General features: G+C 41.0%; 13 protein-coding genes and 1 pseudogene. 1 reads left to right on the top strand and 13 read right to left on the bottom strand.

The annotated features are described in order from the left end of the window. Window positions 1-354: 354 nt before the first annotated feature. Window positions 355-471 (bottom strand): annotated as a pseudogene (locus NWP25_RS04845) (IS5/IS1182 family transposase); the annotation flags it as partial. A gap of 483 nt (window positions 472-954) precedes the next feature. Between NWP25_RS04845 and NWP25_RS04840 the strand changes: the two are divergent. After that, a complete protein-coding gene (locus NWP25_RS04840; RefSeq protein ID WP_280698952.1) occupies window positions 955-1,830 on the top strand; it encodes a hypothetical protein in 876 nt (291 codons plus the stop codon). An 879-nt stretch (window positions 1,831-2,709) separates the two neighbouring features. On the opposite strand, the gene aroF is transcribed toward NWP25_RS04840, so the two are convergent. The 12 genes from aroF to tyrA form a co-directional block, all read right to left on the bottom strand. Then, the gene (aroF, locus tag NWP25_RS04835) at window positions 2,710-3,774 is read right to left on the bottom strand and encodes a 3-deoxy-7-phosphoheptulonate synthase (protein ID WP_280649993.1); all 1,065 of its coding nucleotides are present in this window, start codon (window positions 3,772-3,774) and stop codon (window positions 2,710-2,712) included. Between the two features lie 78 nt (window positions 3,775-3,852). Next, window positions 3,853-4,944, bottom strand: coding sequence for an anthranilate phosphoribosyltransferase (trpD, locus tag NWP25_RS04830; RefSeq protein WP_280698951.1), 1,092 nt, complete (start codon window positions 4,942-4,944; stop codon window positions 3,853-3,855). Between the two features lie 132 nt (window positions 4,945-5,076). Beyond that, window positions 5,077-6,300 (bottom strand): tryptophan synthase subunit beta, encoded by a 1,224-nt coding sequence (gene trpB, locus NWP25_RS04825; protein ID WP_280649995.1) that lies wholly within the window; start codon window positions 6,298-6,300, stop codon window positions 5,077-5,079. A 47-nt stretch (window positions 6,301-6,347) separates the two neighbouring features. Next, entirely contained in the window at window positions 6,348-7,175 is an 828-nt protein-coding gene (trpA, locus tag NWP25_RS04820; RefSeq protein ID WP_280657172.1) for a tryptophan synthase subunit alpha, read from the bottom strand. A gap of 59 nt (window positions 7,176-7,234) precedes the next feature. Next, the gene (locus NWP25_RS04815; protein ID WP_280649997.1) at window positions 7,235-7,363 is read right to left on the bottom strand and encodes a hypothetical protein; all 129 of its coding nucleotides are present in this window, start codon (window positions 7,361-7,363) and stop codon (window positions 7,235-7,237) included. Between the two features lie 47 nt (window positions 7,364-7,410). Beyond that, window positions 7,411-8,229: an indole-3-glycerol phosphate synthase TrpC gene (trpC, locus tag NWP25_RS04810; RefSeq protein WP_280649998.1), complete on the bottom strand. Its 819-nt coding sequence runs from the start codon at window positions 8,227-8,229 to the stop codon at window positions 7,411-7,413. Between the two features lie 7 nt (window positions 8,230-8,236). After that, a complete protein-coding gene (locus tag NWP25_RS04805) occupies window positions 8,237-10,435 on the bottom strand; it encodes an anthranilate synthase (RefSeq protein ID WP_280698950.1) in 2,199 nt (732 codons plus the stop codon). A gap of 332 nt (window positions 10,436-10,767) precedes the next feature. Further along, a complete protein-coding gene (locus NWP25_RS04800) occupies window positions 10,768-12,150 on the bottom strand; it encodes an alkaline phosphatase family protein (RefSeq protein WP_280650000.1) in 1,383 nt (460 codons plus the stop codon). Window positions 12,151-12,255: 105 nt separating this feature from the next. Further along, the gene (gene eboE, locus NWP25_RS04795; RefSeq protein WP_280698949.1) at window positions 12,256-13,473 is read right to left on the bottom strand and encodes a metabolite traffic protein EboE; all 1,218 of its coding nucleotides are present in this window, start codon (window positions 13,471-13,473) and stop codon (window positions 12,256-12,258) included. A gap of 132 nt (window positions 13,474-13,605) precedes the next feature. Continuing rightward, entirely contained in the window at window positions 13,606-14,883 is a 1,278-nt protein-coding gene (locus tag NWP25_RS04790; RefSeq protein ID WP_280650002.1) for a 3-dehydroquinate synthase, read from the bottom strand. After that, the gene (locus NWP25_RS04785; RefSeq protein WP_280698948.1) at window positions 14,877-15,524 is read right to left on the bottom strand and encodes a DsbA family oxidoreductase; all 648 of its coding nucleotides are present in this window, start codon (window positions 15,522-15,524) and stop codon (window positions 14,877-14,879) included. The genes NWP25_RS04790 and NWP25_RS04785 overlap by 7 nt, the downstream gene beginning before the upstream one ends. Before the next feature lie 162 nt (window positions 15,525-15,686). Beyond that, the gene (gene tyrA, locus NWP25_RS04780) at window positions 15,687-16,583 is read right to left on the bottom strand and encodes a bifunctional chorismate mutase/prephenate dehydrogenase (RefSeq protein ID WP_280698947.1); all 897 of its coding nucleotides are present in this window, start codon (window positions 16,581-16,583) and stop codon (window positions 15,687-15,689) included. Window positions 16,584-16,619: the final 36 nt, after the last annotated feature.

Here is a 16,619-nt window from a genome sequence, read left to right as displayed (position 1 = left end):
GGCAACGGTCTGAGGATGTCTTTGACAATCTTGGGAAATGAATTTATAATCATTATCAATTATTTTTTTTAATCCTTCGCCCAGAATTTACCATATTTTGGGCTATTTTTATCACCTCTTTCTTAACATTCAACACTTGTGATTACATTGTTTCAGGTATCAATTTTTAAGAATTAAACAGACTAAACAGTAATAAACACTTTAGTCTACGAAAAGATTAAAGTGTTTACCCTGAAAGCATTTGTCGCTTATTCCAAGTGCTTTATATCTCACTAAAACAAGCTTGTTTGTGCTGATGATATTTTACTCTTGATTTTCTTTATACGCCACTTTTCGCCTTTTTCTTAGCTTTCACACTTCACGCATATCAGTTGTGGGAGGATGACCTCCAGATTTAGCTGGTGGAATTGAGGAAGGGAGAATTTCCCATTCTGAGTCCCTAAGGTCCGTAGAATAAGCTTTCCGAGCCATTTCTTAATGAGTAGTTATACTGCTTTAAACCTATCCTATCTTTGCAATTTCTCAAAGCAAACCATTTTTAGATTTACTTTATAAATAGCCTCTTACTGCACCTCATTTACTCACGATATGCTGTATACAGGGGATAACAGAAAAAATACAGTGTTAAGCTATTTATATTTAGTTATTAAAGTTGAAATATTAAAAATATTAACATATCTAAATTTTTACAATTTCAAGAAAATATTTTTCATTGTGGTTCATTTCAAAACCAACTAAATTAATAGTGAGAGCGGGCTAATTAAAGCTTATATGTGTTGTCAATCTTGGAATTTTGTTTAATGGAAAAACCATTAATATCAAGATGATAATAGCTAATAAAAAGCCGTAACAGAATCTTAACACAAACATAAATTCAGGAAGCTGGGTAACTTTTATAGTCAATATTCCAGCCGTAATGAAATTTTTATGGGCAAAATTGGAGCTTTTTTTCTAATGGAAGATACCACAGTTATCACGGAAGATTCAATTGATAATAGTGTCGAAAATACCGACTCTAATAGTAGAGATGACATGACTGATTTGCTACTGCAATCACCCTTTGCACCATTATTACAAATTGATGGTGTAACTCCAGAAAGCTTAATAAACTCCTTTGCTAGCGCTTTTGGAGACTCGGATACGAGTATTGATGATAGTTTGTTTGCTGACGGTAGCGTCCTGGGTACTGACCCTTTTGCTGGGTTTGGCGACCCCACGGCCGAAGGTAGTCCATTAACTGGTGGTGTCAACCCTTGGACTCAAATTCCCTCCTCCACTGGTGGCGAGATGAGCAATTCCACTGTTGACGAAGTACCTACTTCCGGTGAGGATAACTCCACTGCTAGGATGGAAGACTCAATTGATAATGGTGGCGAAAACAATGCTACTGATATTGATGATAATAGTGGGCTGACTGAGGGTAGTACCCCAACTGGTGATCTTTTTTCTAGCTTTGGCGACCGGACGGCGGAAGGTAGTCCATTGACTGGTGGTGTCAACCCTTGGACTCAAATTCCCTCCTCTACTGGTGGCGACTCCTTAACTGGCGAAATAAGTAATTCTACTGGTATTGCTGACTCCTTAACTGGCAGTAGTGATTCCAGTGGCGGCGGTATGCCTAGCTTTGGTAGGGGTATGCCTAGCTTCGGTGACAGTAGCAGTGATTCCAGTGGCGGCGGTATGCCTAGCTTCAGTCTCGGTAGCAATGATTCCAGTGGCGGCGATATGTTTAGCTTTGGTAGGGATATGCCCAGCTTCGGTGACAGTAGCAATGATTCCAGTGGCGGCGGTATGTTTAGCTTCGGTGGCGGCGGTATGGCTGGCCGTTAGTAATCATTTTTTAACTGATGGCGGTAACTCGTTTGTTGATCACGTCGCCAACCTGTTTATTGTTTAAATTTTTGTCAAATACCCCAACTTTGTAGATAAGGTTGGGGTTATTCGTTTGAAAAATTTCGTCAGTGTAATTGGGTTTCCATTGGAAGTTTGAGAAAATTAAATTGAATCTCCGACCTTAGATAACATTGTGCTATGGCATCCAGGTGATTGTGGTTTTCTGCCTGAGGGAAAATGTCTGCGAGGGGATGAACTTTGTTATGTAAAACCTACTCAAATCTGCTTTGAGTTTTGTTTACTTCTTGCTTCATCTTGAAAGTGTCGTAACTACCCAATCCACAGGCTAATACTGCCTAACTTACAGCTTTTGAATTCGTAATACCTCTTTCAGAGGACAGCTTCTCGCTAACGTAATTCGTAATTCGTAATTTAGAGGTTTTTCAATGTAATTACTAATTGGTAATTAGGGTTTGCTGAATAAAGGTCAAACTTCCCAATTCCCCATTCCCTTTTCCCTGTCCTCACTAATAACTTTTTCAGCAAACCCTAAGATATTAATTGATTCTATGTGCCCCTAATAAGTATTGTGTAAAAAATCAGACTAGTATTTTTGCGAGGATGAGATAAATAAATTAATTATATTTTGATAATAAGTTCTTGTTTCATAAGATATGAAAATATTTAAATAGATATTTAACTTTAGTTAATAGCACTCAATATAAGTTAAATTGACAACTCAATATATACTCTAAATACTGGGGTTTGTGCCCTCACTAATAAGCAGATACCCGACTTATTTAAAAAAGTCGAGTATCTATATATATCTTCTATATCGTCTATATCTTCCTCATGGTTTTGTCAGTGGAATAGCTGTTAAACAGAAGTTAATACAGGAGGCATAGACCAGCGATTAACTACTTTGCCGAGGATAGACATTTCCTGAGTTAAGCGGTTAAATTTCTCAGGGGTAAGGGACTGAGGCCCATCAGATAAGGCTCTAGCAGGATTGGGGTGAACTTCAATCATTAAAGCATCTGCACCGGCTGCGATGGCGGCTAAAGCCATAGGGGGGACATAATCAGAATTACCAGTGCCATGACTGGGGTCAATCATGATGGGCAGATGCGTAAGATGTCGCAATACAGGAATTACCGATAAATCTAAGGTGTTCCGGGCATATTTGGTATCAAAGGTTCTAATGCCTCGCTCACACAAGATGACGTTGGGATTTCCTGATGCGAGAATGTATTCTGCTGCCATTAACCATTCGTCAATGGTGGCAGACATGCCGCGTTTGAGTAGCACTGGTTTATCTTGAGCGCCGACTTTTTTCAACAACGAGAAGTTGTGCATATTCCGCGCTCCGATTTGGATGATGTCCGCAACTTTGGCTACGGCTGGTAAATCTGCTGCATCCATGAGCTCAGTGATAATGCCTAAACCAGTGGCTTCACGGGCTACTGCTAATAAATCTAATGCGCTTTCACCATAGCCTTGAAAAGCATAAGGTGAAGTACGGGGTTTGTAGGCTCCTCCCCGGAGAAACTGAGCTCCTGCCCTCTTGACACCCTTGGCGGTTTCCACAATCATGGCTTCATTTTCAACGGAACAAGGGCCAGCTACCACGACAATGGGATGACATTCTCCGAAAGGTACACAACCGTTAGGAGTGGAAACAATCACCTCGCTGGCTTCTCCATGTCGAAATTCTCGACTAGCTCGCTTGAAAGGTTGTTGTACTCGTAATACTTGTTGAATCCAAGGACTTAACTCCTGCACTTGCAATGTATCGATGATAGATGTATCACCAATGATTCCCAAAATAGCTTTTTGTTTGCCGAAGCTTTTTTCAACAGTAACTTGCCAATTTTCTGTTAATTCTTGGCAAATTCGGTTAATTTCGCTATCAGGTGTACTGTTTTTAAGTACTACAATCATTTTCGTTACCTATACTGAAATTGACAAAAGCACGGAGAATAACATCAAGGTTGTTAACTCCCCGTTGTGTAGAAATTGTTATTGCAAAAACGCAGCTAATTGTGTTAACTTTGCCCAAGCCGCACCACTTTCAAGAACTTCTTGAGCTAAGGCCAGACAGTTAGCGCAACCTGCCATCACATCTGTTACTGGATTACTAACTTCACCCGCTTGCAGTGCTAAGGCTGTATTCAAAGCCACTACATCTTTTTGAGCTTGAGTGCCACGACCTTGAAGAACCGCTTGTAAAATTTCTGCGTTTTTTTGCACATTTCCACCGCGTAACGCTGTAGTTGGTGCGTAACTCAAACCGAGTTCTTGAGGATTGAGAACGAGACGACGTACTTTATGGTCTTGAAGTACAGCCAGGTCTGTTACATCTGCTAATCCGGCTTCATCTAATTTTTCCCGTCCGTAAATTGAAATCCCCTGCCGACATCCCAATTTTGATAAGGCTTGAGCGATGGTTTCTAATAAACCTGGGTTGTTGACACCAATAATTTGTCCTGTGGGTTCCATGGGATTAACCAACGGCCCGAGCAAGTTAAAAATAGTTCGGATTTTCAAGGTTTTGCGTATGGGTGCAACTGCTTTCAGTGCGGGATGCCAACCAGGAGCAAATAAAAAGGTGATACCCACCTCATCCACAGCAGCTTGTACTTTCTCCCAACTAGCATTGAGATTAATACCCAACGCTTCTAAGACATCAGCAGAACCAGTTTTGCTTGATGCAGAACGATTACCATGTTTGGCAACCTTTACACCGGCGGCGGCGGCGACAAATGCCACAGCAGTGGAAATATTGAAGGTTGCAGCGCCATCTCCACCAGTTCCACAGGTGTCAATAAGGGGAGTGGTGCGGGGGGTGTGGGAAGTGGCAAAAGCAGATTGTGATTGTAATACTCTAGCCATACCCACTAGCTCCTCTGCGGATACGCCTTGGGCTTGAATGGCGGCTAAAATTGCTCCTGAAAGCACAGGCGGAATGGCATCAATTAGCCAACCCTGCATCAACTCACTTGCTTGGACAACTGTTAAAGATTGTTTATCAAGTAACTGTTGTAATAAAGTTGACCAATGCTCAAAGTCAGAATTGATGATGTTTGGTGGAGTTTGGGTGATAACTGTCATGTTATTCCAAGTGAATATAGCGGGTATTGCCAAAATTGAGGACTGAGGCAATAACTCTGGGTAACTGACTTTACTTACTGTCCTGGGGTGTTATTTGCCTAGTCCTCAAAGCAACAAATTTTGCTTGATGTTTTATTTGAGGATTTTGGCTACAGTTTGTACATCTTTGTCGCCTCTGCCAGAACAATTAATTACCAAGCGGGGACTACCATGCAGTTGGGGACAAAGAATTTCTAAGTAAGCAATGGCATGAGCTGTTTCCAAAGCAGGAATAATGCCTTCAAGTTGAGATAATCTTTGGAAAGCAGCTAAAGCTTGTTGGTCAGTGACGCTGTAATATTCAGCACGACCAATGTCTTTTAAATAACTATGCTCAGGTCCCACACCGGGATAATCAAGTCCGGCGCTAATAGAATGTGCTTCTATGACTTGACCATCATGGTCTTGCAGTAAATAACTCATTGCGCCGTGGAGAACTCCCACTTTTCCTTGTGTTAAAGTTGCTGCGTGTTTGTCTGTATCTATGCCTTCACCGGCTGCTTCTACTCCCACGAGGCGCACGCTAAGTTCATCGACAAATTCATCAAATAATCCCATAGCATTAGAACCGCCGCCAACACAAGCCAAGAGAATATTTGGTAATCCCCCCCACTTTTCTTGACATTGCAAGCGAGTTTCTTTACCAATGACAGAGTGAAAATCACGCACCATCATTGGGTAGGGATGGGGGCCAGCAACGGAACCGAGGATGTAATGGGTGGTTTCTACGTTAGTTACCCAATCTCGGATTGCTTCGGAAGTGGCATCTTTAAGGGTTCCGGTTCCGGCTGCTACAGGACGGACTTCCGCTCCCATGAGTTTCATGCGAAACACATTCAAAGCTTGACGTTGCATGTCGTGAATACCCATGTAAATCACACATTGCAAACCAAAGCGGGCGCAAACAGTAGCGGTAGCCACTCCGTGTTGACCGGCACCAGTTTCGGCGATGATGCGTTGCTTACCCATGCGTTTGGCTAGTAAGGCTTGAGCTAAAGCATTATTAATTTTATGTGCCCCTGTATGATTTAAGTCTTCGCGCTTTAAATAAATTTGCGCTCCTGTGCCATGGAGTCGTGCATAATGTTCTGTGAGACGTTCCGCAAAATATAAGGGGCTGGGTCGTCCCACGTAATCCCGCAGTAAATTTTGCAGTTCGGTTTGAAACCTCAGATCATGGCGATATTGTTGAAATGCCGTTTCTAATTCACTTAATGCCGGCATTAAAGTTTCTGGGACGTACTTACCACCGAATTTGCCAAATCTGCCAGCAGCGTCAGGTCGTGTGGTGGTGTTGATGTTTTGTATATTGACCATAGGTTGAAATCCTGTAATTTTGATCAAATTGCCCGAAAAATTGTTTTCTAACCCACAGCAGCCGTTTTGGGCGCAGATGTAGGAGTAATTGCTGCTTTGAGTTGCTGAGAAAGTTGTTCTATGGCTTGCAGTCCTTCAGATGGGGTACCTTCGGCTAATCGTTGCACAAAGGCACTGCCGACAATGACTGCATCTGCACCCCATTGTTTGACTTGTAGTGCTTGTGCTGTTGTCGAGATGCCAAAGCCTACGCCAATGGGTTTATCAGTTATGTTACGCATGTCTGTGAGTAAACCTTGCACACGCTGTTGCATTTGAGAGCGCATTCCTGTGACACCTGTGACACTAACAAGGTAAATAAAACCACGAGATTTTTGAGCAATGGCAGCTATTCTTTGTTTGGAACTAGTAGGAGCTACGAGCAAAATTACCTCGACTCCAAAGGCGGATGCTATTTTTATTAATTGTTCTGCTTCTTCTAGGGGTAAATCTGGTACTACCAAGCCGCGCACGCCAGCGGCGACAATGGCGCCGAAAAATGCTTGAATACCTCGATGAAGAATCGGATTGTAATAAGTAAATAAAATTAACGGTGCTTGCAGTTGAGGAGTTAAATCTCGCAACATTTCTAACACTTGGTCTAATTTAATTCCCGTTTGTAAAGCGCGAGTTGCGGCTGCTTGAATGACGGGACCATCGGCTAGGGGGTCAGAGTAGGGAACGCCTAACTCGATGAAGTCTGCACCGTTGCGGTCTAAAACTTGTAGGGCTTGAGCAGTGGTGGTTAAATCAGGGTCACCGGCTGTGATAAACGGAATTAAAGCACATTGTTGGCGATTCCGTAATGCTTGAAAGCAATGAGAAATAGTAACCATGGTGATATTTCACCTCAAAATGGGTAATTGATAATGGCTAATTGATGATTGTTTGGAGGTTATGGAACTTGAACCACAATTTTGCGGCCTACACCTTCCCCACCGGACTCTAGCCTTTGATGTGCTGCAATTTCATCCAAAAGCAAAATCATGCTGACAATGGGTTTAATTTGAAGGTGTTCTATCAAAGTTCTTAAAGCATCTAATTTGAGGCATTGCTTTGATCATGCAGTGGTTAAAAATTCAATAAACTACGTACAGCTTGTTCTGGGTCATTTTGTTTGACTAAAGATTCCCCGACTAAAACTGCACGCGCACCAGCATGAGCGACAAAAGATAAATCAGCAGGTTTATACAATCCAGATTCACTGACAACCGTAATATTTAACTTCTGGATTTGTTGCTGACATTGTGTTAGAAGTTGCTGAGTTATTTGTAAATCAACTCTAAAATCTTCTAAGTTGCGATTATTGATTCCCAGCAACCGTAAATTTTTGAGTTTCAGCACCCGATGTAATTCAGCTAAGGTATGAACTTCCATTAGGGCATTCATACCCAAAGCGTGAATAATGTCCATGAATTCTTGGATTTGGCTGTCTGTAAGAATGGCGGCGATTAATAAAATCGCATCTGCACCTGCTGTGCGTGCTAAGTAAATTTGGTAGGGGTCAATGATGAATTCTTTGCACAGTAAGGGTAAGGTGACAGCAGCGCGCACAGTCCGCAAATTCTCAAAACTGCCTTGAAAAAACTTTTCATCGGTGAGGACGGATAAACAAGCTGCACCGCCTCGTTCATAACCTTGGGCAATGGCTACTGGGTCAAAGTCAGTCCGGATAATACCCCTACTGGGGGAGGCTTTTTTCACTTCTGCAATTAAACTCGGTGCGGGATGCTGATGTAAAGCAGTGAGGAAATTTCGCACAGTCACAGCAGCAGGTAATTGTTGTTGCAATGCGGTGAACGTCAGTTTTTGTTGCATTTGGGCAACTTCTTGTTGTTTATGCCTGACAATTTCTGCAAGAATGTGACGCTCAGTAGCGGAAATATTCATGAATTGCTCAATGGCTAACGACTATCGTCTTTTGGGTGTATGCCAGGATGACGTTTTTGATAATTGCCAAACCCACTTCTTGGGATAAAGTCATGATTGACTCTGGATGAAATTGCACCGCAGCAATGGGTAGGGTTTGATGTTCAATACCCATAATTACGTTATCGTCGGCAATTGCTGTGACCTTGAGTTCTGGGGGTAAATTTGGTTGTAAGGCAAACAATGAATGATATCTACCGACGGTAAAGGATGTGGGTAAATTTTTGAAGGTGACACAGTTGCTATCAGTGACAAAAATCCGGGAAGATTTACCATGTTGGGGATAGTTTAGCACTCCTAGTTTGCCGCCAAAGGCTTCGATAATGCCTTGTAATCCCAGACAAACTCCAAAAATCGGCAGTTGACGACGAATACAGGCTAAGACTGTTTCAGGAACGTGAAAATCACTTGGTCTACCAGGTCCGGGAGATAAGACTACTAAATCTGGGCGTTGTGTATCAAATAGTGACTCGGAAAAACCGTGGCGCAGTGTGGTGACCCTGGCACCGCTTTGGCGGATGTAGTTGGCTAATGTGTGAACAAATGAATCTTCGTAGTCAATTAATAAGATACGTTTGCCTGGTTCGACATCAGGGATAGATTTGCTTAAATTCATAGCACTGCATTCGTCGGTTTTTGGTTGTGTTTGTCTAGCGAGACGGATGGTTTCAAATAAAGCCGCGGCTTTGGTGATTGTTTCTTGTTCTTCCGCCGGGGGAATTGAATCATAAAGAACAGTGGCACCAACTCGCACTTCGGCGATGCAGTCTTGTAAGCGAATTGTTCGCAGAATTAATCCCGTGTTTAAGTTGCCATTGAAGTTTAAATAACCAACTGCTCCGCCATACCAACGTCGGGGACTACGTTCATGCTGTTCAATAAATTGAATTGCGGCTCTTTTGGGTGCGCCTGTGACTGTGACTGCCCATGTGTGCGTTAAAAAGGCATCTAAGGCATCAAATTCTGGTCTGAGTATGCCTTCGACGTGATCTACGGTATGAATTAAATGGCTGTATAGTTCGATTTGACGACGACCGATGACTTGTACTGAGCCTGGTTCGCAAATTCGCGATTTGTCGTTACGGTCTACGTCTGTACACATTGTCAACTCAGCTTCATCTTTGTGTGAGTTGAGTAATTGACGAATTTGAGCTGCATCGTCAAGAGCATCTTGTCCACGGGTGATAGTACCACTAATGGGGCAGGTTTCTATACGTCTGCCTTCTACACGGACAAACATTTCTGGAGATGCACCAATTATATATTCTCCACCAAGATTAAAAATGAATCCATAAGGACTGGGATTGATTTGTTTTAAGATGGAGAATAATGTGCTAGGAAGAGCTTCGCAGGGTTCAAAAAAGTTTTGACCGGGAACGACTTCAAATAAGTCACCGCGGCGAAAGTAGTCGAGTGCAAGTTCAACTTGTTTGGCGTATTCGCCTTTTTGATGGTCGGCACTTTGGGTGGGGGTGAGATGTTGACCTCGATAATCTATAGATTCTCCTGTGCGGGGAAGATGATGGGTGAGACCGTGGGGTGTTTCAAATTCATATTGCAAGCGAAAGGCGCGTTGTTGATAATAATCAACAATGATTAGTTCATCCGGTAGGTAAAGGACTAAATCCCGTTGGTCTGGGGGACGTTTTATAGTTTGGGGTATTGGCTCGAATTGGAAAACTAAGTCGTAACCAAATGCGCCATATAGTCCTAAATGTTCATCTTCTTGGCTGGAAAAGGTGTGGAGTATTTCGCGGATAACTGTAAATGCGGAAGGTTGTTTGCTACGCTCTTCTTCAGCAAAAAATTCCTGTGCTGGTTTAATTAAACCGGAGATGTGGTTATTTGTTTGTTTTAATTCTCGAAATTTTTCTGCTTGGCAAAGTCGTTCTAAAAGTAACGGTAATAGTATTTGACCGCGCTCATTCAAGGCTGTCAAATTAAAAGCATTTTTCCGTGTTGTTAATTCTATTGGTGGATTAACAAATCCGATTGCCCATCTTTTGTATCTGCCAGGGTATTCATAGCTGCTAGCAAGCAAGCCTCCACGTTGAGAATTGAGGTAGAACAAAATTTCTTCTAGGGCAGTTTCGATATTCACTTCTGAAGAAGATCTAGAAACAATTACACCACCAATAGTTCTGTAGGATTGGGAGTCAAAAATCATGGATATTTTCTCTGGAATACTTATTAATCAAAAGCTGTTCATGATAGTAGGTTGATTTGGCATCAGGTAAATTTTTGACAGTTTATTTATTCTCTTGAAAATTGGCTGATTTCAACCTAGGCGTTTGGTTTCTCTGGTTCTATTTAACTTTTGTGATGGCTCTTAATTTAGCTTAATAGACATTAACTATTTGTTGCATGTATATTTTTTAGATTGAAATATTAATTTATTTGCTTTTAGGTCTTTTTGTATAAATTTGCATTCAATATCTTGGCTTTTAACTGTTCGCAAATCCTATGTAAGCAAGAGAAGTGTGTTAAAAAGGGCGATGTTTAATTATTGTTATTTTTGAGATGTTTGAGGATTAATTGGCAAACATCAATGGCTTTGATTGATGAAGCGTCAAGTAGGTGAGTTTGTTTAGTAATTAATAATGGCCCTTGGTCTGGGGAAGGGGGAATACAACCATGAGATCCACCTACTAGGTCGGCATTTAAGGGAATAATATCCATTAAGTGGCGAAAACCAAGTTGTTTTTTTAAGAGTTTTAGTGAAATTCTTAATGGTAGTAGTTTAATTTGCGGATCAAAGAACAGTTCTACAGGGTCGTAACCTGGTTTGCGGTGAATATCCACAGTTCTGGCAAAGTCCGGGGCGCGGTGATCATCGAGCCAGTAATAATAAGTAAACCAGGTTTCTGGTTGTGCTACTGCTATTAATTCTCCTGATCTGGAATGATTGAGATACTCAGATGGCTTAGTGGTATGGTCTAAAACGTAGGCGATACCTTCAGTTTCTTGTAGTAGCGATCGCACTTTGGGAATATCAAAGAAATCGTTAACATAAATATGAGCAATCTGATGGTCAGCTACTGCGAAGGCTTTACTTGCACCGGGGTCAAGAATTTCTCTTCCTAGTTCTTCACGCACGGTCAACAAACCTTTTTGTCGTAGGATGCGATTTAAATGAATGGGTTTTGTAACTGATGTTATTCCATATTCTGACAAAACTATGACTTGAGTGCCACGATTTTGATAAAATTGAATCAAATCGCCACAAACTGCATCAATTTCTTGTAAATCTTGTGCCACTTTGTTCAGGTGGGGACCATATTTTTGTAGGCAGTAATCCAGATGTGGTAGATAGACGAGTGTTAGTGTGGGGTTGCAGTTTGTTTCTATCCACTTTGCTGATTCTGCAATCCATTGAGTTGCACGAATGGATGTGTTAGGCCCCCAAAAGTTAAATAAAGGAAACTGACCTAAGTCTTTTTGTAGTGGCCATCGCAACTTTGCGGGTTGTGTGTAAATATCAGGGATTTTTCTGCCATCGGCGGTATACATCGGTCGGGGGGTGATGGCATAATCCACTGTAGAGTGCATATTGTACCACCAAAATAAGTTGGCGCAGGTAAAGTTCGGATCTACTTCTTTTGCTATTTGCCAAATTTTTGGGGCTTCAATGAGTCGGTTGGACTGTCGCCAAAATTTCACTTCACACTCATCTCTGAAGTACCAACCATTACCAACAATTCCATGGTCATTAGGTAATTTTCCTGTGAGATAGGTTGCTTGCACTGTACAAGTAACGGCAGGTAATACAGGGGCGATGGGTACTATTTGTCCTTGTTCTGACCAATTGTAAAGAAAAGGGGTATGCTCACCTATAAGTTTAGATGTTAATCCTACTACGTTAAGAACTACAGTTTTCTGCATAAGAATTTATAAACCGTTAAGTCGTTAAGAGAAAAGATATAAAAAAAAGGATGTAATAGATTCAATTTTGATTGAATCTGTTACAAACTACGAATTACCAACTATTTAAAGTTTTGTTTGTACCCATTCGTACTCGCGTTCAATTGATGCGAGTAAATCTAATTTCATTTGTGCGGGAAGTATTTCCCAAGTGTAGGTTTCAATTTCTAGATGGGTGCAAGTGTAGCCATGGCGCAGTAATTCTAGTGTGGTAGCAATGTGATCTTGAGTGGACTGCAACAGATGATAATCACGGATAAAAATGGGTACATGGAAATGAATCCGCCACTGGTTAGCAGTGGTATTTTGTAGCTCTGGTAAAGCTGTTTCTAGGTCTAGATAGTGAAGAATTTTGTGATTCTTTTCACGTGCAATTACCTGGTGTAAGTATGTAGATTCAGCGAAGGGAAGTAATCTTTCTAAGATTAGACGACGTTGTTCTGTATTTTCGGATAAATTTACCTGCAAGGCGGCACTAATCTGAATTTTACCAATTTGAATCCCCGCAGCTTGAAATTGGTGAAAAACTGAAATGGGATTTTCATACTCAACTGCAAAATGGCAGGTGTCATAACAAATACGTACATGATCTAATAAGTATTTTTCGGCAAGGGTTTGTGAAATTCCTAGATGCTTGACTAAATAAGTACCACCAATGGGTAGTAAATGCTTGTGAAAATAATTAATAACTTCAGTAGCATTTTCAATTAATCCATCCGGTTCTGGTTCTAAATCTAGGTGCAGTAGTTTTCCGTGGTGATGACGGATATGTACCATTTGAACTACTACTTGAGCTATGTAGAGACTAGCAGTATCCATTACTGATGCTTGGATCAGCTGATTTGCCTCATACCAAGGCTTGTAAGATAATGGTAGTGTGGAAATGCTACCCTCTGTATCAGTGGGTAATAATTCTGCTAAGATGTTCGTGAGTTGTAATGTATATTCCAAGCGTTGCCGCTGAGTCCAATTCGGTGCATAAACTTGGTCTTTTACTACTTCCCCATGGAATTTCCCATAAGGAAAGCCATTTAAGGTAAACACATATAGTCCTTGTTCGGTTAACCAAGACTGAAACTCAGTTAAGGCTTTTCCTTGCAGTATTTCTTTGGCTGCTACTGCTCCTAAACGTAAGCCAATACCAAAGGGTTTGTTTGGTGCTAATCTGGCTTTGAGAGGTGGAATATATTTGTGTAAGTTAGCAAAAACCTTGTCCCACTCTTCCCCAGGGTGAATGTTAGTGCAATAAGTTAAATGAAGGTTTTGATGAGTTCCTATTTTCATTTTTTCATCCAAAGAACTAAGTAAAGAATTGAATTGAATCAACCTGATTCAGTGGGTTACTTTGGAGTTAATGGCGGGTTTATGGGCGGTTAATTGTTTATTGCTCACTTTTATACGTATTTTTGTGGGATCCTAAATTACGCCGCTAGCTTGTCTAGGTTGATTTATGTCCATGATTTCTGGCAAATCTGATACTTGCATTTGTTGATTTTCTGCAAACTCCTGTAAATGCAAAATTGCTTGTTTGTATAAAGATAAATCTACCTGATGAACTTCTATACCCTTGCCAATAGCTCGGAGCAGCGTCAAAGTCAATTTACCACCCAAATGTTCCCGGAACTCGGCTAAACCACGGAATAAACAACGGGGATGTTCTTGATGTGATGATTGTTCGGCTAGTTCTGGGACATACAATGTGAAACCGAGTGCGTTGAGTGTATTGAGTATTTTTTTCCACTCTGATAAACAGAGCATTCCTAAGAGATGGGAATAAGTGCTATCTAAGGCAATACCAATGGCTACAGCTTCGCCATGACGTAAACTATAGTTGGTCAATTGCTCTAGTTTATGAGCTGCCCAATGTCCAAAATCTAAGGGGCGTGATGAACCCATTTCAAAAGGATCACCACTGTTAGCAATATGGTCTAGATGTAACTGAGCGCAGTTATAGATTAGCTGTTCCATACTGTCCATTTCTCGATGGAGGAGTGCAGTGCTGTGGATGTGAATATAATCAAAGAAATCAGCATCTTTAATAAGTGCTACCTTCAGAGCTTCTGCAATTCCAGAACGCCAATCGCGATCGCTTAAACTTGTTAAGAAAGCAGAATCATTGATGACTGCATAAGGTGGGGCAAATGTACCGAGAAAGTTCTTTTTACCAAAGGCATTAATACCATTTTTGACACCGACACCTGAATCGTTTTGTGCTAAGACTGTGGTGGGAATGCGAATTAAGCGAATTCCCCGATGGGCGGTTGCAGCTGCATACCCTACTAAATCCAACACAGCACCACCGCCCATGGCCAATAAGTACGAGTGACGACATAGGCCCACCACATCCACCATCTGATGAATTTGTTCTACCAAACCGCGATTATTCTTAGCAGTTTCGCCACCAGGAACTATAATGGGTTCTACAGCAAGGTTTAATGTTTCTGCATAAAACTTTGTGTACGTTTCTAACTCCTGAAGTAATGCAGGTTGAAATTTTAATAATCCTTCATCCACAACTGCTATTAATTTCTTTGGATTTGTCTCTCCATGGGCGCTAACCACTTGGGCTAATATGGGATTTTTTAAATCAAATAAATTTTTGGTGAAGTAAACCTGATAGGTGAAGCTAACGGCAATATGTTGATTAATTGATTGCGGAGAAAATCCTGTTTTTTCGTAAAAATTGATTACCATTGTTTTGCTAATACCTCTATAAATGCAGCGCGATTTAAAGCCCGCAGCAATACATTAACTGATTGAGAACCATCTACTTTAACTTTGTTATTGAAGATGAAAGATGGGACGCTATTAATGCCATTTAACCGAGGAAATATTGATGCAGTCACAGCTGCATCAATGGCATTAATATCAGTCAATTGCAGCCGCAATGTGTTCTCATCCATTTGGTGATTTTTCCCGATAGCAACCAGTACTTCAATATCACCGATATTCAAACCGTCTTCAAAATAAGCTTGATAAATTTCTTCCACAATATTGTTTCTGATTTTTACTGGGGCGATGGCAATTAGTTGGTGAGAAAGCTGAGTATTAACAGCCAAACTGATTTTGTCGAAATTGAGCTTAACTCCAGCTAGCTCACCCACCTGTCGCACATGAGCGAACATTCGTTGCAGTTCTGCTATACTCAACCCTTTTCGTTTTTGCATGAAGCTGATATATTCATATCCCTCTGGAGGGACAGCGTGATAAAGTATAAAAGGATGCCAGCGAATATTAACTGTTTCTCCTTTCCATTGTGCTAGTGCATCAAAGAGGTGCTTTTTCCCAATTCTGCACCAGGGACAAACAGTATCGTGAAAGATGTCAATCAGCATAATTTTTGTTAATTAAAACTAGGTATTGCTAATTGAAAACATGAGTTTTGAGGATATAGAGGCACAGAGAGTCATATATTTTGTAGTTAAGAGCAACGCTGCTATTTTTTCTTTCTGTTCCTTGGGGTTCGTTTTAAAAAAGACAGTGAACCGTATGAAAGACTATAGACTTTGTGTAGCGGCTTGATGATCCTGGGAAGAAGAACTATGTAAAGACTTTACTAAATAGTTGTTTTTTACACCCATAAATTCTTGAGCATTTTCAAATTCTTGGATTAATGCAGTTCGGTCTTTTTTGGCTACGAGCATTGCCAAGCGGTTGTAGGTATTAGCTAAAGCCTGAATTGCCTGACATCGCTCTTCTGTGGCGAGGATGATATCAACGCATAAATTAGGATTTTGGGCGAACAAATGCTTAACAATTTGAATTTCTTGACGATAGCTAGGTGTTGACATAGATAAACTATGTTCTATATCAATGTTGGCTTGTGTCAAGAAAACACCAAGACTAAATCGACAAAAGTGCTGAGTTGCTTGAACAATGACCATCATTTGGTCATGTTCCTCAGCAGTGCAGGTGATGAGTTCTCCGCCCTGATTTTGAATTAAATCTAATAACCATTGAAATGAATTATCATTCCTACCTGGACATACCACCACTTTTTGTCCCCAGAATGATTTAATATTTGGCCCAAACATGGGATGTAGTCCCATTACTGGGCCTGAATGGTATTCGAGCATTGCTTGACTAGACTGAGTTTTGATGCTCGTTACATCACACAAGGCTGTAGTTGGAGAAAGGTATTCAGCCGCACGCTTAATAACCTCAACAGTTCGTTGAATGGGAACACTGACTAAGACTAATTCTGCCTGACTTAATAATTGGTCTGCATGTATCCAATCTTCTTGTTCGAGAATACTAACGTTGTGACCTACAGCCGAAAGTCGCTCTCTAAATAATCTTCCCATTCTGCCAAGTCCACCGATAATAGTAATATTTCGGGTTTTGGCATGGTTTACTGATGTTTGGTTGCCTTGTTTAAGCTGATCTGGGGTCATATGCCTAATCTTTGGTTGTACCAATGAAAATTTTCT

It is taken from the genome of Umezakia ovalisporum Ak1311 (genome assembly GCF_029891685.1).
GTDB classification, from domain to species: Bacteria; Cyanobacteriota; Cyanobacteriia; order Cyanobacteriales; family Nostocaceae; genus Umezakia; species Umezakia ovalisporum.
This window is presented reverse-complemented; position numbering and strand designations above follow the sequence as displayed.

Excerpts from the sequence above, each read along its gene's own strand:
- trpD (WP_280698951.1), bottom strand. The coding sequence starts at position 4,944 with ATGACAGTTATCACCCAAACTCCACCAAACATCATCAATTCTGACTTT.
- NWP25_RS04840 (WP_280698952.1), top strand. The coding sequence starts at position 955 with ATGGAAGATACCACAGTTATCACGGAAGATTCAATTGATAATAGTGTC.
- trpB (WP_280649995.1), bottom strand. The coding sequence starts at position 6,300 with ATGGTCAATATACAAAACATCAACACCACCACACGACCTGACGCTGCT.
- NWP25_RS04800 (WP_280650000.1), bottom strand. The coding sequence starts at position 12,150 with ATGCAGAAAACTGTAGTTCTTAACGTAGTAGGATTAACATCTAAACTT.
- NWP25_RS04790 (WP_280650002.1), bottom strand. The coding sequence starts at position 14,883 with ATGGTAATCAATTTTTACGAAAAAACAGGATTTTCTCCGCAATCAATT.
- NWP25_RS04805 (WP_280698950.1), bottom strand. The coding sequence starts at position 10,435 with ATGATTTTTGACTCCCAATCCTACAGAACTATTGGTGGTGTAATTGTT.
- tyrA (WP_280698947.1), bottom strand. The coding sequence starts at position 16,583 with ATGACCCCAGATCAGCTTAAACAAGGCAACCAAACATCAGTAAACCAT.
- eboE (WP_280698949.1), bottom strand. The coding sequence starts at position 13,473 with ATGAAAATAGGAACTCATCAAAACCTTCATTTAACTTATTGCACTAAC.
- trpC (WP_280649998.1), bottom strand. The coding sequence starts at position 8,229 with ATGAATATTTCCGCTACTGAGCGTCACATTCTTGCAGAAATTGTCAGG.
- NWP25_RS04785 (WP_280698948.1), bottom strand. The coding sequence starts at position 15,524 with ATGCTGATTGACATCTTTCACGATACTGTTTGTCCCTGGTGCAGAATT.
- aroF (WP_280649993.1), bottom strand. The coding sequence starts at position 3,774 with ATGATTGTAGTACTTAAAAACAGTACACCTGATAGCGAAATTAACCGA.
- trpA (WP_280657172.1), bottom strand. The coding sequence starts at position 7,175 with ATGGTTACTATTTCTCATTGCTTTCAAGCATTACGGAATCGCCAACAA.